The 17935-nt window shown below is 70.6% G+C and carries 16 protein-coding genes; 6 read left to right on the forward strand and 10 right to left on the reverse strand.

Annotated features, from left to right (window positions below; genetic code table 11):
• Positions 1–60: 60 nt before the first annotated feature.
• Positions 61–852, forward strand: coding sequence for a metal-dependent hydrolase (locus tag M1203_RS07485; protein ID WP_249948728.1), 792 nt, complete (start codon positions 61–63; stop codon positions 850–852).
• A gap of 74 nt (positions 853–926) precedes the next feature.
• Here the strand turns inward: M1203_RS07485 and M1203_RS07490 are convergent, their stop codons facing one another.
• The 4 genes from M1203_RS07490 to M1203_RS07505 all read right to left on the reverse strand — a co-directional run bounded on the left by M1203_RS07490 (position 927) and on the right by M1203_RS07505 (position 6997).
• Complete coding sequence (locus M1203_RS07490) at positions 927–2708, reverse strand: ABC transporter ATP-binding protein (protein WP_249948729.1); 1782 nt, start codon at positions 2706–2708, stop codon at positions 927–929.
• Positions 2705–4534, reverse strand: coding sequence for an ABC transporter ATP-binding protein (locus M1203_RS07495; protein ID WP_249948730.1), 1830 nt, complete (start codon positions 4532–4534; stop codon positions 2705–2707). The genes M1203_RS07490 and M1203_RS07495 overlap by 4 nt, the downstream gene beginning before the upstream one ends.
• Before the next feature lie 327 nt (positions 4535–4861).
• Positions 4862–6358: a Gfo/Idh/MocA family protein gene (locus M1203_RS07500; RefSeq protein ID WP_374402280.1), complete on the reverse strand. Its 1497-nt coding sequence runs from the start codon at positions 6356–6358 to the stop codon at positions 4862–4864.
• A 195-nt stretch (positions 6359–6553) separates the two neighbouring features.
• Positions 6554–6997, reverse strand: coding sequence for a MarR family winged helix-turn-helix transcriptional regulator (locus tag M1203_RS07505; protein WP_249948731.1), 444 nt, complete (start codon positions 6995–6997; stop codon positions 6554–6556).
• Between the two features lie 108 nt (positions 6998–7105).
• On the opposite strand from M1203_RS07505, the gene M1203_RS07510 reads away from it, so the two are divergent.
• Together M1203_RS07510 and mltG are read left to right on the forward strand one after the other, a co-directional pair.
• Positions 7106–8986, forward strand: a complete 1881-nt coding sequence (locus tag M1203_RS07510; protein WP_249948732.1) for an ABC transporter ATP-binding protein — start codon at positions 7106–7108, stop codon at positions 8984–8986.
• Positions 8987–9115: 129 nt separating this feature from the next.
• Positions 9116–9967: an endolytic transglycosylase MltG gene (gene mltG, locus M1203_RS07515; RefSeq protein WP_249948733.1), complete on the forward strand. Its 852-nt coding sequence runs from the start codon at positions 9116–9118 to the stop codon at positions 9965–9967.
• Positions 9968–10001: 34 nt separating this feature from the next.
• On the opposite strand, the gene M1203_RS07520 is transcribed toward mltG, so the two are convergent.
• From M1203_RS07520 to M1203_RS39180, 6 genes are all read right to left on the reverse strand, one after another.
• Positions 10002–11075 carry an NAD(P)-binding domain-containing protein gene (locus tag M1203_RS07520; protein ID WP_374402529.1) on the reverse strand — a complete coding sequence of 358 codons (1074 nt, stop codon included), beginning with the start codon at positions 11073–11075 and terminating at the stop codon, positions 10002–10004.
• Positions 11076–11198: 123 nt separating this feature from the next.
• Complete coding sequence (locus M1203_RS07525; RefSeq protein ID WP_249948735.1) at positions 11199–12407, reverse strand: LLM class flavin-dependent oxidoreductase; 1209 nt, start codon at positions 12405–12407, stop codon at positions 11199–11201.
• Positions 12404–13444 carry an ABC transporter substrate-binding protein gene (locus M1203_RS07530; RefSeq protein WP_249948736.1) on the reverse strand — a complete coding sequence of 347 codons (1041 nt, stop codon included), beginning with the start codon at positions 13442–13444 and terminating at the stop codon, positions 12404–12406. Before M1203_RS07530 ends, M1203_RS07525 begins: the two co-directional genes overlap by 4 nt.
• A 49-nt stretch (positions 13445–13493) precedes the next feature.
• Positions 13494–14273, reverse strand: a complete 780-nt coding sequence (locus tag M1203_RS07535; RefSeq protein ID WP_249948737.1) for an ABC transporter ATP-binding protein — start codon at positions 14271–14273, stop codon at positions 13494–13496.
• A complete protein-coding gene (locus M1203_RS07540) occupies positions 14246–15106 on the reverse strand; it encodes an ABC transporter permease (protein ID WP_249948738.1) in 861 nt (286 codons plus the stop codon). Before M1203_RS07540 ends, M1203_RS07535 begins: the two co-directional genes overlap by 28 nt.
• A 214-nt stretch (positions 15107–15320) precedes the next feature.
• Entirely contained in the window at positions 15321–15404 is an 84-nt protein-coding gene (locus M1203_RS39180; RefSeq protein ID WP_313884353.1) for a putative leader peptide, read from the reverse strand.
• A 92-nt stretch (positions 15405–15496) separates the two neighbouring features.
• On the opposite strand from M1203_RS39180, the gene M1203_RS07545 reads away from it, so the two are divergent.
• From M1203_RS07545 to M1203_RS07555, 3 genes are all read left to right on the forward strand, one after another.
• Positions 15497–15919 (forward strand): secondary thiamine-phosphate synthase enzyme YjbQ, encoded by a 423-nt coding sequence (locus M1203_RS07545; RefSeq protein WP_249948739.1) that lies wholly within the window; start codon positions 15497–15499, stop codon positions 15917–15919.
• Positions 15920–16051: 132 nt separating this feature from the next.
• The gene (locus M1203_RS07550; protein WP_249948740.1) at positions 16052–17422 is read left to right on the forward strand and encodes an NAD(P)/FAD-dependent oxidoreductase; all 1371 of its coding nucleotides are present in this window, start codon (positions 16052–16054) and stop codon (positions 17420–17422) included.
• Positions 17423–17492: 70 nt separating this feature from the next.
• Positions 17493–17906: a nuclear transport factor 2 family protein gene (locus M1203_RS07555; RefSeq protein ID WP_249948741.1), complete on the forward strand. Its 414-nt coding sequence runs from the start codon at positions 17493–17495 to the stop codon at positions 17904–17906.
• The last annotated feature ends 29 nt before the right edge of the window (positions 17907–17935 follow it).

The raw sequence follows: 17935 nt of genomic DNA on the forward strand, positions 1-17935 counted from the left end.
CCCGTCAACTGGGCTTGGCCACAATGGCCTTCACCACAATCGCACGGGGCGGGTACGACCATGATGGGACCGGCACACTCTCTGTCAGGGGCAGCGGCCTGGCTGGGGGTGGGCGCCGCCGCGGCCGCCGCCGGCCACACCATGCCCTGGCCCGTCCTGGTGGTCGGCGCGCTGATCACCGCGGGCGCCGCGCTCGCCCCCGACCTCGACCACAAGGCCGCGACGATCTCCCGCGCGTTCGGACCGGTGTCCAAGGCGCTCTGCGAGATCGTCGACAAGCTGTCGTTCGCCGTCTACAAGGCGACCAGGAAGCCCGGCGACCCCCGCAGGACCGGCGGCCACCGCACCCTGACCCACACCTGGCTGTGGGCGGTCCTGATCGGCGGCGGTGCCTCGCTGCTGGCGATCACCGCCGGGCGCTGGGGGGTGCTGGCGATCCTCTTCGTCCATCTCGTGCTCGCGGTGGAGGGCCTGCTGTGGCGGGCCGCCCGGGTCTCCAGCGATGTCCTGGTCTGGCTGCTCGGCGCGACCAGTGCCTGGCTCCTCGCGGGCGTCCTGGACAAGCCGGGCAACGGCGCGGACTGGCTCTTCACCGCGCCGGGACAGGAATACCTCTGGCTCGGTCTGCCGATCGTCCTGGGCGCGCTCGTGCACGACATCGGGGACGCGCTGACGGTCTCGGGCTGCCCGATCCTCTGGCCCATCCCGCTGGGCCGCAAACGCTGGTACCCGATAGGCCCGCCGAAGGGGATGCGGTTCCGGGCCGGCAGCTGGGTGGAGCTGAAGGTGCTGATGCCGGCGTTCATGCTGCTGGGCGGGGTCGGCGGCGCGTCCGCCCTCAATCTGATCTGACAGGGCGGGCCCGTCGGCGGGGGGCGGTCCCGTACAGGCTCTCGGGCCTGTACGGGACCGCCCCCCGCGCTCCGTCAGCCGTGCCAGGACCGCCACAGCGCGGCATACGCGCCGTTCACGGCCACCAGCTCGTCATGGCTGCCCAGTTCGCTGATCCGGCCGTCCTCGACCACCGCGATCACATCCGCGTCATGCGCGGTGTGCAGCCGGTGGGCGATCGCCACGACCGTACGGCCGTCCAGGACGCGGGCCAGTGAACGTTCCAGATGCCTGGCGGCGCGCGGGTCGAGCAGCGAGGTCGCCTCGTCGAGCACCAGCGTGTGCGGGTCCGCGAGCACCAGCCGCGCCAGCGCGATCTGCTGCGCCTGGGCCGGTGTCAGCGCCGTGCCGCCGGAACCGACCTCCGTGTCCAGGCCCTTGTCCAGCGCCCGCGCCCAGCCCTCCGCGTCGACCGCCGCCAGCGCCGCCCACAGCTCGGCGTCCTGCGCGCCCGTGCGCGCCAGCAGCAGATTGTCACGCAGCGCGCCCACGAACACATGGTGCTCCTGGTTGACCAGGGCGACATGCTCCCGTACCCGCTCGGCGGGCATCTTGGACAGCTCCGCGCTGCCCAGCGTGATCCGGCCCGTACGCGGACCGTAGATGCCCGCGAGCAGCCGGCCCAGTGTCGACTTGCCGGCGCCGGACGGCCCGACCAGCGCGAGCCGGGTGCCCGGACTGACGTCCAGCGTCACCCGGTGCAGTACGTCGACGCCCTCGCGGTAGCCGAAGTGCACCTCGTCCGCGTTGACGGCACGCCCGTCGGGGACGACCGAGGCGTCGCCCGCGTCCGGCTCGATGTCCCGTACCCCCACCAGCCGCGCGATGGAGACCTGCGCGACCTGGAGCTCGTCGTACCAGCGCAGGATGATGCCGACCGGTTCCACCAGCATCTGGGCGAGCAGCGCGCCCGTGGTCAGCTGCCCGACGGTGATCCAGCCCTGGAGGACGAAGGACCCGCCGATCACCAGCACGGCCAGGAAGATCGTCGTATGGGTGACATTGATGACGGGGAACAGTATCGACCGCAGCCAGAGCGTGTACCTCTCCCAGGCCGTCCACTCCTTGATCCGCCGTTCCGACAGCTCCACCCGGCGCCTGCCGAGGCGGTGGGCCTCCACGGTCCGGCCCGCGTCCACCGTCTCGGCGAGTACGGCCGCGACCGCCGCGTATCCGGCGGCCTCCGAGCGGTACGCGGAAGGCGCGCGCTTGAAGTACCAGCGGCAGCCGACGACCAGCAGCGGCACCGCGAGCAGCACCGCGAGCGCCAGCGGCGGCGCGGTCACGGTCAGCGCGCCGAGCAGCAACGCCACCCAGACGAGGCCGATCGCGAGCTGGGGCACGGCCTCGCGCATCGCGTTCGCCAGCCGGTCGATATCGGTGGTGATCCGGGACAGCAGATCGCCGGTCCCCGCCCGTTCCAGCACACCGGGCGGCAGCCCGACCGATCTGACGAGGAAGTCCTCCCGCAGATCCGCGAGCATCTCCTCACCGAGCATCGCCGCGCGCAGCCGCATCAACCGTACGAAGACGGTCTGGACGATCAGCGCGATCGCGAACAGCGCGGCGGTGCGCTCAAGATGCAGCTCGCGCGCGCCGTCGGAGAGCTTCTCGACGATGTCGCCGAGCAGATAGGGGCCGACCATCGAGGCGATCACGGAGACCGTGTTGACCGAGACCAGCAGGATGAACGGTTTGCGGTGCCGTCGCAGCAGCTCGCCCACATAGGCGCGTACGGTCGCGGGCGTCCCGACGGGCAGGGTCGTCGCCGACTCCGGCGCCGCCGGGTCGTACGCCGGAGGGGCCACGCCGATCATGCTGTTTCCTCGATCTCTTCCCGTGCCCGCGCTGACGCCGGCGCCATGATCTGTCTCTGTTCGCCGTGCTCGCCGTGCTCGTCCTCCGTCTCGCGGGTGACGACCTCCCGGTAGCCGAGGTCGCTCCGCAGCAGCTCGCGGTGGAGACCGACCGCGCGGACCTGGCCCTCATGGATGAACACCACGCGGTCCGCGTGGTCGAGCAGCAGCGGTGAGGACGCGAACACCACGGTCGTACGGCCGGCCCGCAGCTCCTTCACGCTCTGCGCGATCCGGGCCTCCGTATGCGAGTCCACGGCGGAGGTCGGCTCGTCGAGCACCAGCACCTCCGGATCGGTCACCAGCGACCGGGCCAGCGCGAGCCGTTGGCGCTGGCCGCCGGAGAGCGACCGGCCGCGCTCGGTGATCCTGGACCGCATCGGGTCGCCGCTGCCGTCCACGGACGCCTGGATCAGCGCGTCGAGTACGTCGCCGCACTGGGCCGCGGCCAGCGCCTTCTCCGGATCGACCGCGCCGGAGGCCGGGATGTCCAGCAGCTCGGCGAGCGTCCCGGACAGCAGGACCGGGTCCTTGTCCTGTACGAGAACGCAGGCCCGCGCCGCGTCCAGCGGGAGATCGTCCAGCGCCACCCCGCCGAGCAGCACGGACGCGCTCTTCTCCTCACCGGCGGCATGGCCCCCGAGGCGCTCGGCGAGCCGCCCCGCCGCGTCCGGGTCCCCGCACACCACGGCGGTCAGCAGTCCGGACGGGACGCGAAGACCGGTGGCGGGGTCGTACAGATCCCCGCTCGGCCGGGCGTCGTCCAGTTGGCCGCGCTCGTCCTCGAACGCGGTCCGCTCCAGCGAGAGCACCCGGGCCGCGCGCTTGGCGGAGGGCCGGGAGAAGGAGTACGCCATCGCGATCTCCTCGAAGTGCCGCAGCGGGAAGAGCAGCAGCGTCACCGCGCTGTAGACGGTCACCAGACCGCCGACCTCGATCCTGCCGTCCAGGACGAGCCGGGCTCCGTACCAGATGACCGAGATCAGCATGATGCCGGGCAGCAGCACCTGGACCGCCGAGATCAGCGACCACATACGGGCGCTGCGCACCGCGGCCTCGCGCACCTCCTGCGAGGCGGCGCGGTAGCGGCCCAGGAACAGCTCCTCGCCGCCGATGCCGCGCAGCACCCGCAGTCCGGCGACGGTGTCCGAGGCCAGCTCGGTGGCCTTGCCGGCCTTCTCTCGCTGGATGTCGGCGCGTTGGGCGGCTCGGGGGAGCAGCGGCAGCACCGCGAGCGCGAGCACCGGCACACCGATCGCGACCAGCGCCCCCAGCTCCGGCAGATACACCACCAGCCCGACGCAGATCAGCACGATCGCGATGACGGCGGCCAGGAAGCGCGAAAGCGCCTCCACGAACCAGCCGATCTTCTCGACGTCGCCGGTCGAGACCGCGACCACCTCGCCCGCGGCGACCCGGCGGGTCAGCGCCGAGCCCAGCTGGGCGGTCTTGCGCGCCAGCAACTGCTGCACGCGCGCGGCGGCGGTGATCCAGTTGGTGACGGCGGTGCGGTGCAGCATGGTGTCGCCGACCGAGATGGCGACGCCGCACAGCGCGATGAAGCCCCCGGCGAACGCGAGCCGGCCGCCGGAGCGGTCGATCACCGCCTGGACGGCGAGCCCGGCGCCCACCGAGAGCCCGCCGATGCCCGTGAAGTGCAGCAGGCCCCAGCACACGGCCTTGATCTGTCCGCCCAGCTGACTACGCCCGAGCCACAGCAGGAACCGAGGGCCCGACCTGGCGTCGGGAACCCCTGGATCGGGATACGGAAGGTCGCGAATCTGCATGATGTCCCATGACTCGTGGAGTGGCCCAAACCGTGCAAGGTTCGCCTTTTTGGAGTGCCCGGGGCAATGGGTTTTCCATGGAGAGAGCCAGAACGAGCCAGGGGGCGGGGTACGGGGAGGGACGCCGGGAGCCGGGTGGGCCGGCCGGTGCGGGGGCCCGACNCTCAGTCACGCGTCGCTCAAGGCGAACGGATCCCCGCAGCAGATCCCCGACTTCACGCGCGGTGAGTGGCGCAAGGCCCGTGCGGGGGTGGACTCCGACAGACCGGAGGAGTGACCGGGGTGCGGGGGCCGTACGGTACGTACCGTACGGCCCCCGCACCCCGGTCACTCCTCCGGTCTGTCGGAGTCCACCCCCGCACGGGCCTTGCGCCACTCACCGCGCGTGAAGTCGGGGATCTGCTGCGGGGATCCGTTCGCCTTGAGCGACGCGTGACTGAGTGGCACTGGCGCGGTCCAGGTCGCCGCGTCGTACACGTCGAAGTCTGGCACGAGGCCCAGCCGGACGCACTGCATCAGCCGGAAGACCATGATGTAGTCCATCCCGCCATGGCCACCGGGCGGATTGGCGTGCTCCTTCCAGAGCCAGTGGTCCCAGTCCGCGTACTTCCCGAAGTCACCCCAGGAGTCATCGGTGTGGTCCGGCTCGATATAGATGCGCTCGGGATAGTCCTCGAACACACCTTTGGTACCGCCGAGACTGTTGATCCGGCTGTACGGGTGTGGCGTCGACACATCGTGCTCCAGCCGGATGACCCGGCCCTTCGCGGTCCTGACCAGACTGATCGTCCGGTCGCTCTCGATGTAGGTCTCCTTCCAGCTCGGGTCGCCGGGTGGCATATGGGCGGCGCGGTACTCGGCGAGGCCGAGCGCGGGCGTGCCGACGCTGGTGAGGGAGACCGCGCGGTCGCCCCGGTTGACGTCCATGTAGTTGGCGACCGGGCCGAAGCCGTGGTTGGGGTAGAGATCGCCGCGCAGCCGTGTGTGCCAGAGCCGGCGCCAGGGCCCCTCGTAGTAGTCGGGGTCGAACATCAGACCGCGCAGGTCGTGGTTGTAGGCGCCCGCGCCGTGCAGGAGCTCCCCGAACTTGCCCGCGTGGGCCATCCGGAGGACCCGCATCTCGTTCTTCCCGTAGCAGCAGTTCTCCAACTGCATGCAGTGCCGCCGGGTGCGTTCGGAGAGATCGACGAGCTGCCACAGCTCGTCGAGGCGCATGGCGACCGGACACTCCACCCCGACGTGCTTGCCGTTCAGCATCGCCGACTTGGCCATCTCGAAGTGGAAGTCCCAGGGCGTGGCCACATAGACGAAGTCGAGATCCCCGCGGGCGCAGAGATTCTCGTAGTCGTCCTCGCCATTGGTGTAGACGGCGGGCGCGGGCTGACCGGCGCGCACCACCTTCGCGGCGGCGCTCTCCGTCTTCGCCTTCACCGGGTCGCAGAGTGCGACGACCCGGACGCCCGGGACGGCGAGGAAGAGATCGATCATGCTGCCGCCGCGGTTGCCGAGGCCGATGATGCCGACCCGTACCGTCGTACGGCGTTCGAACGGGACCCCGGCCATGGTGCGGCCCTTGCGCGGGGGCGCCGAGGAGTCGGCGGAGTCGGCGAGCGCGGCCGGGTCCGCGGTTCCCGCGGCCGTGGCGGGCCCTGCCGCGGCAGCGGTGCCGCCGCCGAGAGCGGAGAGGCCGAGCCCGGCGCCCGCCACGCCCGCCGTGGTCCGCAGGACCGAGCGGCGGCTCATCTCTCCTTGGGCGCTGCCTTCTCTGTCCTCACCGACGAATGCGTCGTCCCGGCCGGGGTTCTCCGGTGCTGCGTCGTGCATCGACCCTCCAAGGGGGAGTTGACGTGCGCGGCTGGTGCGTGAACCTCGGAAAGGACCTTGGCCGCCGACGCGGGCGATGCGCAAGGTGATGCGCAAGGGTCCGATTGGACTCTTGGGCATGGGCTGTTGGACTCTTCTGGGCTTCTCCGGGCGTCCTCCGGGCGCCCGGGACACGCGGGTCCGCGCGCCCCCGGGTCAGTGGTGACGCTCGGGGCAGCCGTCCACCAGCGTCGACAGCAGTCCGCCAAGGACCTCGCGCTGCTCGGCGGTCAGCGGGGCCAGGACATCCTCGGCGGCCGAGCGGCGGGCGACGCGCAGGGCCCGCAGCGTCTCCCGGCCGGTGTCGGTCAGCTCGATACGGATCACGCGCCGGTTGGTCGGATCGGGGGCGCGGCGCACCGAACCGCTCGCCTCCAACCCGTCGACCAGGGAGGTCACGGCACGGGGCACCACTTCGAGACGCCGGGCCAGGTCGGCCATCCGCGGCGGCTTGTCGTAGGACGCGACGGTACGCAGCAGCCGGGCCTGGGCGGGAGTGATACCGATCGGCTCCAGCTGCCGCTTCTGGACGCGGTGGAGCCTGCGGGTCAGCCGCAGCAGCTGCTCCGCCAGCAGGCCGTCGGAATCGGGGGTGTTCATGGCGGAATAATATCAGGACCATTGTCATTGTGAACATAGGTAACAGTGAGCTATGCTCGGCGAGGTACGGCGAGACCTCGCCCGTCGCCCCAGCCATCGAAGGAGCCCATGAAACCCGAACACTCGACGTGGACCCCGTCGTCCCGCCCCGGTGATCCGGGGCAGCCGGAGCCGCCCGCCCAGCTGCGGCGCATCTTCGGCCTCTTCCGTCCCTACCGCGGCCGGCTCGCGATCGTCGGGCTGCTCGTCGGCGCGTCGTCGCTGGTCACGGTCGCCTCGCCGTTCATGCTGCGCGAGATCCTCGACACCGCCATTCCGCAGGGCCGTACCGGACTGCTCAGTCTGCTCGCCCTCGGCATGATCCTCACGGCCGTCGTCAACAGCGTCTTCGGCGTGCTCCAGACCCTGATCTCGACCACGGTCGGCCAGCGGGTCATGCACGATCTGCGCACCGGCGTCTACAGCCGGCTCCAGCGCATGCCGCTCGCCTTCTTCACCAGGACCAGGACCGGCGAGGTCCAGTCCCGTATCGCCAATGACATCGGCGGTATGCAGGCGACCGTCACCTCCACCGCGACCTCCCTGGTCTCCAACCTCACGGCCGTCGTCGCCTCGGTCGTCGCGATGCTCGCCCTGGACTGGCGGCTCACCGCCGTCTCGATGACTCTGCTGCCGGTGTTCGTCTGGATCAGCCGCCGTGTCGGCCGCGAGCGCAAGAAGATCACCACGGACCGCCAGCGCCAGATGGCCACCATGGCCGCCACCGTCACCGAATCGCTCTCCGTGAGCGGAATCCTCCTCGGCCGGACGATGGGGCGCGCCGACTCGCTCACCAAGTCCTTCGCCGACGAGTCCGAGCGGCTGGTCGGCCTGGAGGTGCGCTCCAACATGGCCGGGCGGTGGCGGATGTCGACCATCGGTATCGTCATGGCCGCGATGCCCGCCCTGATCTACTGGGCCGCGGGGATCGCGCTGGGCGCCGGTGGCACGGCCGTCTCCATCGGTACGCTCGTCGCCTTCGTCTCGCTTCAGCAGGGCCTGTTCCGGCCCGCCGTGAGCCTGCTCTCCACCGGCGTCGACATGCAGACCTCGCTCGCCCTCTTCCAGCGCATCTTCGAGTACCTCGATCTGCCCGTCGACATCACCGAGCCCGAGCGGCCGGTCAAGCTCGACACGATCCGCGGTGAAGTGCGGTTCGAGGACGTCGACTTCAGCTATGACGACAAGGGGCGCCAGACGCTGCGGAAGATCGATCTGACGGTCCCGTCCGGCGGCAGTCTCGCGGTCGTCGGACCCACGGGCTCCGGCAAGTCCACCTTGAGCTATCTCGTACCCCGCCTGTACGACGTGACGGGCGGCCGGGTCCTGATCGACGGCGTCGACGTGCGCGACCTGGACTTCGACACGCTCGCGCGGGCCGTCGGCGTCGTCTCGCAGGAGACCTATCTGTTCCATGCCTCGGTGGCGGAGAATCTGCGCTTCGCCAAGCCGGAAGCCACCGACGAGGAGATCGAGACGGCCGCCAGGGCCGCCCAGATCCATGACCACATCGCCTCGCTCCCCGACGGCTACGGAACGCTCGTCGGTGAGCGCGGATACCGGTTCTCCGGCGGTGAGAAGCAGCGGCTCGCGATCGCCCGCACCATCCTGCGGGACCCGCCGGTGCTGATCCTCGACGAGGCCACCAGCGCGCTGGACACCCGTACCGAACAGGCGGTGCAGCAGGCCATCGACGCCCTCTCCGAGGGGCGCACCACCCTTACGATCGCGCACCGGCTCTCGACCGTCCGGGACGCGGACCAGATCGTGGTCCTCGACGCGGGCACCATCGCGGAGCGGGGCACGCACGACGAGCTGATCGAGCAGGACGGGCGCTATGCCGCCCTGGTGCGCGGGGACGGCCGGCCGCCGCATCAGGAGCCGCATCAGGACTCGGGTCAGGAGCCGCCGCATCAGCAGACCGAGGCGTTGGCGTCGGTCTCCCCGTGACCGGTCGGGCCGCCGTCGGCAGGTGGCTCGCGTGCCGTTCGTATGCCGTTCGTATGGTATTGCCGCGTTGCCCGTGTCGGCACGCCTGAAGTGCCGGGTTCGCTGATCACTCCGGGTTAGCGTGCCCATATGATGAACGAGCATCCGGAGGCGAGCTATGGGGGCAGACCCCGTCTGACCCGCCGGGGCCGACTGGTCCTGCTGCTGACCGTGGTCCTGGTCGTGGCCGCCGCGGTGCTGGTTCCCGTGCTGCTTCTGACCGGCGACGGAGACGAGGAGAAGCGGACGACGCTGGTCGTTCCGGAGGGCCGGCGCGCCGCCGAGGTGTATGTCTCCGTCGATCAGGCCCTGGGGCTGCCCGAGGGCACCACCCGCAAGGCGGCGTCCACCGCGCGGCTGCGGCTGCCCGAGCCCGCCAAGGGCAATCCCGAGGGCTTCCTCTTCCCGGCCACCTATCCCGTCGGCTCCGCGACGACCCCGGCCAATCTGCTGAGCTATATGGTCAACACCGCCAACCAGCGGTTCGGGGCGGGCCGGGTCAGCGCCGGGGCGCAGAACGCGGGAGTGACGACCTATCAGGCCGTCACCATCGCCAGCATCGTGCAGGCGGAGGCGGAGTCGGTGGCCGACATGGCGAAGGTCGCCAGAGTCGTGCACAACCGGCTGTCACTGGGCATGCCGCTCCAGATGGACTCGACACTGAACTACGCGCTGAACCGTTCGACACTGGACACCAGTCACGCGGACACGAAGATCAACAGCCCGTACAACACCTATGAGCGCAAGGGCCTGCCCCCCACGCCGATCGGCAACCCGGGGGAGGAGGCGATGAACGCGGCGCTCAACCCCGCCAGTGGGGACTGGCTGTACTTCGTCACGGTGAAGCCCGGGGACACCCGCTTCACCAACAAGTACGCCGAACAGCGCCAGAACGTCGAGGAGTTCAATCAGAACCGCAAGGCCGCGAACGGCTCGAACTGATCGCGTCGCCGCCCGCTCCCGGGGACTGTGCGCCTCAGGCCATGGCCGGTTCGCGCGCCAGCAGCTGTCTGATCTCCCGTACGGCCGCCCGCCCGGCCCGGTTGGCGCCGATGGTCGAGGCCGACGGCCCGTACCCCACGAGATGGACCCGCTCGTCCCGTACGGCCCGTGTTCCTTCGACCCGGATACCACCGCCCGGCTCCCGCAGTCCGAGGGGCGCCAGATGGCCGACGGCCGGGCGGAACCCGGTCGCCCAGAGGATCACATCGGCCTGCACCGTCCGGCCGTCGTCCCAGGCCACGCCGTCGGGGGTGATCCGGTCGAACATCGGCAGCCGGTCGAGTACCCCCGTCTCGCGGGCGCGTGAGGTCGCCTCGGTGACCGGCAGACCGGTCACCGACACCACACTGCGCGGCGGCAGCCCCCGCCGTACCCGTTCGTCGACGAGCGCGACGGCCGCCCGCCCCTGTTCCTCGCCGAACGGACCCTCGTTCCAGACGGGCGGGCGTCGTGTCACCCACGTGGTGTCCGCCGCCACCTCCGCGATCTCCATCAGATGCTGGGTGCCGGAGGCCCCGCCGCCCACCACGACCACCCGCAGCCCGGTGAACTCGCCGGGCCCCGGATAGTCCGCGGTGTGCAACTGCCGCCCCCGGAAGGTCTCCTGGCCGGGGTAGCGCGGCCAGAACGGCCGGTCCCAGGTCCCCGTGGCGCTGATCAGCGCACGGGCCGACCAGCTCCCCTCCGACGTTTCCACCAGCAGCCGCCCGCCGTCGCCCTCGCGCACCGCCCGTACGTCCACGGGCCGATGGACCCGGAGGCCGAAGCGCCGCTCGTACGCGGTGAAGTACGCCCCGATGACCTCGGAGGACGGCCTGCCGTTCTCGCTCTCCGAGGTGATCAGCTCCATGCCGGGGAGCGCGTGCATGCCGTGCACCTTGCCGTACGTCAGTGACGGCCAGCGGAACTGCCAGGCGCCGCCTGGGCGCGGGGCATGGTCCAGTACGACGAAGTCACGGTCGGGTTCCAGACCCGACCGCCGCAGATGGTAGGCGCCGGACAGCCCCGCCTGCCCGGCGCCGACGACCACCACATCGATGTCCCGCACCCCAGAATCGTTCACGTTTCTACCAACAGCCTCCGGGGCGGGAATCTTCCCCCGAGCCCCGGGAGCACCCAGCTCCGGCCCGGGACGGAGCGGGCGGGCTGGATCGTGCCGCCGGGTGCTCTGTCACCGGCCGCCGGAGAGCAGCAGCGGAGCGCCGCCGGGCGCGGACGCCGGGCGGCCGTTCGCCGCGGGCACACCCAGCAGCGGCGACGCCGGGATCCGCGCCAGGAGCCCGCGCTCGGCCAGCAGCGGCGTCACACCCTCCCCGAACCAGTACGCCTCCTCCAGATGCGGATAGCCGGACAGGACGAAGTGCTCGATCCCCAGTTCGTGGTACTCCTCGATCCGGTCGGCCACGTCCGCGTGACTGCCCACCAGCGCGGTGCCCGCTCCGCCCCGTACCAGCCCGACCCCCGCCCACAGATTGGGCGCGATCTCCAGCCGGTCGCGCGACCCGCCGTGCAGGGCGATCATCCGCTGCTGGCCCACCGACTCGCTCCTGCCCAGCGCCTGCTGGGCCGCCGCGACCGTCTCGGGATCGAGATCGTCCAGCAGCCGGTCCGCGGTGGCCCAGGCATCCTTGGCGGTGTCCCGCGAGATGGTGTGCATCCGGATGCCGAAGCGCACCGTACGGCCCCGCTCCGCCGCGAGACCGCGGATCCAGTCGATCTTCTCCTTCACCTGGGCCGGCGGCTCGCCCCAGGTCAGATAGACATCCGTGTGCTCGGCCGCGACAGGCCCCGCCGCCGCGGACGAACCACCGAAGAAGATCTCCGGCAGCGGATCGGGCGGCAGCGCGGTCAGCCCGCCCTCCACCTGGTAGTGCTCACCGTCGAAGTCGTACGGCCGCCCGCCCCAGACGCCCCGGATCACCGAAAGGAACTCCGCCGTCCTGGCGTACCGGCGGTCGTGGTCGAGATGGTCGCCGAAGCGGCGCTGCTCGGTCGAGTCACCACCGGTCACCACATTCAGCAGCAGCCTGCCCCGGGTGACACGCTGGTACGTGGCCGCCATCTGCGCCGCGAGCACCGGAGAGATCAGCCCGGGGCGGAAGGCCACCAGGAACTTCAGCCGCTCGGTCTGCTGCGCGAGCGCCATCGTCGTCAGCCAGGCGTCCTCGCACCAGGTGCCCGTCGGCGTCAGCACCGCCTCGAAGCCCAGCTGCTCGGCGGCCTTGGCGATCTGCGCCAGATACTCGATGTCCGGGGCCCTGACACCGCTCACCGGTGTGATCCGGGAGCGCTTGATACCGCCGTCGGTGTACGCGTGCCGGTCCACGAGCGTACGTCCGTCGCCCCCGGTCGGCAGGAACCAGTGCAGATGAATGCTCATCGGGAAGTGGCCTTTCCATAGCTGCGCGCCGGCGAGGTCGACGGCGGGAGGTCCTTGTTGAATCGGTCGTCCACGTAGTCGGCGAAGTCGAACGCGCGCGGGATGAGCTTCAGTTCGGTGAAGGTGTCGGCGATCCGCTGCTCCGAGGAGATCGCGGCCCGGTCGAGGGCCACCGGTACGCGCGTGCCGTGGGTCAGCTTCACCGCGTCGAGGGCGACTTCGTACGGCAGCCCCGTGTCCTTGGCCCAGACCTCCGCCCACTGCTCCGGATGGCCGAAGACCCAGTCCTGCGCCCGGCGCAGCCGTTCGATGAAGTCACCGATGGCCGCCGCCTTCTCCTTGTCCTTGAGCGCGGCGGGCGCGGCGACCTGGAAGTTCAGCCCATTGACGACGCCCCGGCCATCGGTCAGTACCCGCCCCTGACCACCGCGCAGTACCTGAGAGGTGTACGGATCCCAGACCGCCCAGGCGTCCACCTTGCCCGTGGTGAACGCGGCCAGCGCGTCGGCCGGCTGCAACAGTGTGACCTTGATGTCGTCGAGGGTGAGGCCGGCCTTTCCGAGCGAGGCGATCAACTGGTAGTGGGCGGAGCTGCCCTGGGCGACCGCGACGGACTTGCCCTTCAGATCGGCGGTCTCCTTCAGCGGCGAGTCCTTCGGTACGAGAACGGCCTCGCCCCCGGAGTCGCCGTGGGTCGCCGCGACGACCGTGATCTTGGACCTGGCCCCGGCGGCGAAGACCGGCGGGGTGTTGCCGACGGAACCGAGGTCCACGGCACCGGCGTTGACGGCTTCGAGCAGCGGCGGTCCCGAGGTGAAGGTGGACCACTTGACCTGGTAGGGGAGATCGTCGAGTTCACCGGCGGCGCGGAGAACCGCTTCCGAACCGCCTTTCTGGTCACCGATGTTGAGGGTCAGGGAGCCCTGGCCGTCGACGGCGCCGCCCGCGCCGCCGGAGTCGTCGGCGGACGAGCTGCCGGAGCAGGCGGTGAGAAGGAGGGCGAGGGGGAGCAGGACGGCGGGGAGGAGGCGCTTCATGCTTCGTCCTTCTGTTCTCTGTTACGGGGCGAACTTGCCGGGAGGGCCACTAGGCCGCGGTGCTCGCGGCGACGGGCTCGTCGACGCCCAGTTCGGTGAGGAGCCGGGAGCGGAGAGCGGTGAAACCGGGATCGCCGACGGCCCTCGGCCGGTCCAGCGCGACCGGCGTCTCGTAGGCGATCACTCCGTCCCGCATCACCAGCGCCCGGTCCGCGAGCAGCAGCGCCTCCTCCACGTCATGGGTGACCAGCAGCACCGCACAGCCGCGCCGCTGCCACAACTCGGCCACCAGCCGCTGCGCCTTGATCCGGGTGAGCGCGTCGAGCGCGCCGAACGGTTCGTCGAGCAGCAGCAGATCCGGTTCCCGGACGAGGGCCCTGGCCAGCGAGGCGCGCTGGGCCTCGCCGCCCGAGAGCGTCTTGGGCCAGGCCCCCGACCGGTGGCTGAGCCCGACCTCCGCCAACGCGCTCTCGGCGACGGACCGTTGGGGTCTGCCGTCGAGACCCAGCAGCACATTGCGCCAGACCCGCTTCCAGGGCATCAGTCGCGGCGCCTGGAACGCGACCGCGCGTCGCTTCGGTACGAGTACGGTCCCCTCGATATCGCGGTCGAGCCCCGCCAGCACCCGCAGCAGGGTCGACTTGCCGCAGCCGCTGCGGCCGAGCAGGGCGGTGAACTCCCCGGGCCGCAGTGTCAGATCGAGCCGGTCGATGACCGGGCGCCCGTCGAAGGCGCGGGTCAGCCCCTCGACCCGTACCGCCACCGCGCCGTCGTCGGACCCCGGGGCCGTGCTCGGCGGGCTCACTTGCCCTGGAATGTCGGTCGCCATTGCAGCAGCAGCCTTTCGAGAGTGCGGACGACGGCATCGGCGAGCAGGCCCAGAAAGGCGTAGACGACCAGGCAGACGACGATGACGTCCGTACGGAAGAACTCCCTGGCCTGGTTCATCAGAAAGCCGATACCGGCGTCGGCGTTGATGGACTCGCCGAAGACGAGGGCGAGCCAGGCGGTGGCGAGTGAGTACCGCAGCCCGGTCATCGCACCGGGCAGCGCGCCCGGCAGGACGACATGCCGTACGAGACCCCAGCGGCCGAGCCCCAACGACTGCCCCGCCTCGATCAGTTGCTCGTCGACGCCGCGAATGCCCGCGTACACATTGAGATAGAGATGGAAGGCCACCCCGAGGGCGATCAGCGCGATCTTCGGGGCCTCACCGATGCCCAGCCAGATGATGAAGAGCGGGATCAGCCCGACCCAGGGCACCGTCCGCAGCATCTGTACGGTCGCGTCGACCAGATCCTCGCCGAGCCGGGAGAGTCCGGAGACCAGCGCGAGGGAGATCCCGATCGCCCCGCCGAGCAGCAGCCCCACGGCGACCCGCTGGAGCGAGATCCCCATGGCCGCGGGCAGGGTGCCGTCACTGATCAGCTCACCGGCGGCCCTGGCGATGGTGCCGGGGGAGGCGAGGATGTCACGGTGCAGTACCCCGGTCGCGCTGAGCACCTGCCAGCCGACCAGGAGCAGCAGCGGCCCGACGGTACGCCGAAGCCAGCGCGGCACGGCCCGGCGCCGGGAGCCGGCCGCGGGCGTCACCGGCTCCAGCGCGGGGGGCTCATTCTTCGACAGCGCGGATATGTCCGGTGGTGCGTGATCGATGGTCACGGCGGCTCCTCGGGCGGGGGAGAGGGAAGGAGCGTGCGGGAAGGACACGTGCGGGAGGAACACGTGCGGGAAGGACATGTGCGGGAGGGACACGCCTCAGCGCCGGCGCGCGGCGGTACGACGACGGCGGACGGTCAGCGGGACACAACACCGACCGGGGCGACGGGAGAACCGGGGCGAAGCGGAAGGAAGGCGCCCCGAGGGGAGAAAGAGGTCAGCGGCCGCGACGACACGCGGCGGACGCCACCCGCAGCAGGTCGATGTGACCGCGCGTGGTGAGCAGAGCTGAACGCAACATGCCGCAGAACGTAGCGAGCGTTTCCGGATCAGGTCAATGGTGTCTCGGCACGCGGACGCGCGATCCCGCTGGACGGGCGGGAAGATGGGGGCATGCCCGACGCATTCACCACCAGGACCCTGAACGTCACGACCGGCACCCATGAGGCGGTGACCGATCTGACCCACGCCTGCGAGGAATTCCTCCGGGACAGCGCGGCGGGCCGGGACGGCCTGCTGAATATCTTCGTACCGCACGCGACCGCCGGTGTGGCGATCATCGAGACGGGCGCCGGCAGCGACGACGACCTGCTCGCCGCGCTCCACACCCTGCTCCCCGCCGACGACCGCTGGCAGCACCGCCACGGCACGCCGGGCCACGGCAGGGACCATGTCCTCCCCGCCCTCGTACCCCCGCACGCGACGCTGCCGGTGCTCGGCGGCCGACTGGAGCTGGGCACCTGGCAGTCCGTCTGTCTGGTCGACACGAACAGGGAAAATCCACACCGTCAGGTCCGGCTGAGCTTCCTCGGCTGAGTCGGCGAGCGCTCGTTCGTCGGGGGATTGAGCAATCACGGAGGCGAAGTCCCCGACGCCTCGACGCAGACTCACCAGGAGACCCGGTGATCCAGGAGATCACGGACTTCTCATGAAGGTGGGTGCGTAGGCGTGCTTGCTAGGCATGCGGTCGTCATCGGAGGCTCCATAGCCGGCCTCACCGCCGCTGGCACGCTGGCCAGCAGGTTCGAGAGAGTGACCGTCCTCGACCGGGACGAGCTGCCCTCCGACGCGCGGAACCGGAAGGGCGTGCCGCAGGCCCGTCACGGCCATGCCCTGCTCATCGGCGGCCGGCTGGCGCTTGAGAAGGTGTTTCCTGGCCTCACCGCCGAGTTGACCGCGGGCGGCGCGCTCCCGTGGGACCCCGGGAACGACCTCATGTTCCATCAGATGGGTGCCTTCCGTATCCCGTACCCCACCGGAATGCTCGGTGTCAGTCTGACCCGTGCCTTTCTGGAGTTCTCGCTGCGGCGGCGGGTGACAGCGCTGCCCAACGCCGAACTGCGGGGCGGTACGTCGGTCACCGGCGTCACCGGCGTCACCGGTCAGGTCACCGGAGTGGAGCTCGACACGGGCGAGGTGATCTCGGCCGATCTGGTCGTCGACGCCACCGGGCGGAGCGACCGGGGGGACCGCTGGCTCGAACATGTCGGCTGCCCCGCACCCGAGGTCGACACCGTGAAGATCGACGTCGGCTACAGCAGCCGTCTGCTGCACCGTCTCCCCGGTGACCAACTGACCGAGCAGGGCGGGCTGATCTATCTGATGGCCTCGATCTCACCGAACGACAAGCGGGCCGCCGCGGCCTTCGCCGTGGAGGGAGACCGCTGGCTCGTCACGCTGGGGGGCTGGCACCGCACCTACGCGCCCACCGACCCCGCGGGCTTCGCGCAGTTCGCCGCCGGTCTGCCCGTCTCCCACATGTCCGATCTGCTGGCCCGGTCCAAGCCGGTGGACGACGGCGACGCGGTGCGTTACACGTACCCCCACTCCCGTCGGCGCTTCTTCGAGCGGCTGAGCCAGCCGCCGGCGGGCTATGTGGCGATCGGCGACGCCGTGTGCAGCTTCAATCCGCTGTACGGCCAGGGGATGACCGTGGCCATCCTGGAGGCGCTCGCACTCGGGGAGTGCCTCGACCGCGTCGGCGGGCCGACCGCCATGATGACGCGCGCGTACTTCCGGGCGGTGGGCAAACTGGTCGACATGCCGTGGCGGATCGCAACCGCGGGCGACTTCATCTTCCCGGAGACGGTGGGGCCGAAGGCGTTCGGCACCGACCTCGCCAACTGGTACGTGGGTCAGGTCACCCGCGCCAGTCACACGTCGGTGGATGTGCACCGCGTGATGCTGGAGGTCCAGCAGATGCTGGCCCCGCCGTCCGCGCTCATGCGGCCGACCGTGATCGCCCGTTCGCTGCGCGCCGCCCGTAGATCGCCTGCCGTGGGCGCGGCGGCCTCCCGCGTCGGGAGCGCTGTGCCGTAGCCCGGGACCGCCGGGCAGGAGAGAAACCCATGTATCACCGGAAGTATCACCGGAAATGATGGAGGAAGAAATGCCGGAGCAGCCTGTCGACACGGTGAAGCGCGTTTACGCGGGCCTGACCGCTTTCGATATCGAGATGGTTCTCGGGACCTGTGCTCCCGAGGTCGAGATGATCGCCCCGAAGTCGCTGCCGTGGTCGCACGGCGAATACAAGGGCCTCGACGGAGCCGCCGCGTACTTCGCCAGCGCACTGGGCCACTTGGACCAGGCCAAGTTCGATGTGGAGCAGTACCTTCCGTCCGGTGACTGGGTCGCCGCACTCGGTTGGTGGAGCGGACGGTTCAAGGAGTCCGGAAACGAATTCAACGTGCGCTTCGTGCACTTCTGGATCGTCCGTGACGAGAAGATCGTCCGCGCCGAGGGAATTTCCGACACGGTACCGATCGCGACCGCCGGCGGAACGCTCGTACCCGCCGCGGGCTGATCGGGCTCATGGCCGTGCTGACCGGTACG

It is taken from the genome of Streptomyces sp. 35G-GA-8 (genome assembly GCF_023534745.1).
GTDB lineage: Bacteria > Actinomycetota > Actinomycetes > Streptomycetales > Streptomycetaceae > Streptomyces.

What these genes read in the sequence shown, in the direction of transcription:
- M1203_RS07485 (WP_249948728.1), top strand. Translation starts at nt 61, where the DNA reads ATGATGGGACCGGCACACTCTCTGTCAGGGGCAGCGGCCTGGCTGGGG.
- M1203_RS07490 (WP_249948729.1), bottom strand. Translation starts at nt 2,708, where the DNA reads ATGATCGGCGTGGCCCCTCCGGCGTACGACCCGGCGGCGCCGGAGTCG.
- M1203_RS07495 (WP_249948730.1), bottom strand. Translation starts at nt 4,534, where the DNA reads ATGCAGATTCGCGACCTTCCGTATCCCGATCCAGGGGTTCCCGACGCC.
- M1203_RS07500 (WP_374402280.1), bottom strand. Translation starts at nt 6,358, where the DNA reads ATGCACGACGCAGCACCGGAGAACCCCGGCCGGGACGACGCATTCGTC.
- M1203_RS07505 (WP_249948731.1), bottom strand. Translation starts at nt 6,997, where the DNA reads ATGAACACCCCCGATTCCGACGGCCTGCTGGCGGAGCAGCTGCTGCGG.
- M1203_RS07510 (WP_249948732.1), top strand. Translation starts at nt 7,106, where the DNA reads ATGAAACCCGAACACTCGACGTGGACCCCGTCGTCCCGCCCCGGTGAT.
- mltG (WP_249948733.1), top strand. Translation starts at nt 9,116, where the DNA reads ATGATGAACGAGCATCCGGAGGCGAGCTATGGGGGCAGACCCCGTCTG.
- M1203_RS07525 (WP_249948735.1), bottom strand. Translation starts at nt 12,407, where the DNA reads ATGAGCATTCATCTGCACTGGTTCCTGCCGACCGGGGGCGACGGACGT.
- M1203_RS07530 (WP_249948736.1), bottom strand. Translation starts at nt 13,444, where the DNA reads ATGAAGCGCCTCCTCCCCGCCGTCCTGCTCCCCCTCGCCCTCCTTCTC.
- M1203_RS07535 (WP_249948737.1), bottom strand. Translation starts at nt 14,273, where the DNA reads ATGGCGACCGACATTCCAGGGCAAGTGAGCCCGCCGAGCACGGCCCCG.
- M1203_RS39180 (WP_313884353.1), bottom strand. Translation starts at nt 15,404, where the DNA reads ATGTTGCGTTCAGCTCTGCTCACCACGCGCGGTCACATCGACCTGCTG.
- M1203_RS07545 (WP_249948739.1), top strand. Translation starts at nt 15,497, where the DNA reads ATGCCCGACGCATTCACCACCAGGACCCTGAACGTCACGACCGGCACC.
- M1203_RS07555 (WP_249948741.1), top strand. Translation starts at nt 17,493, where the DNA reads ATGCCGGAGCAGCCTGTCGACACGGTGAAGCGCGTTTACGCGGGCCTG.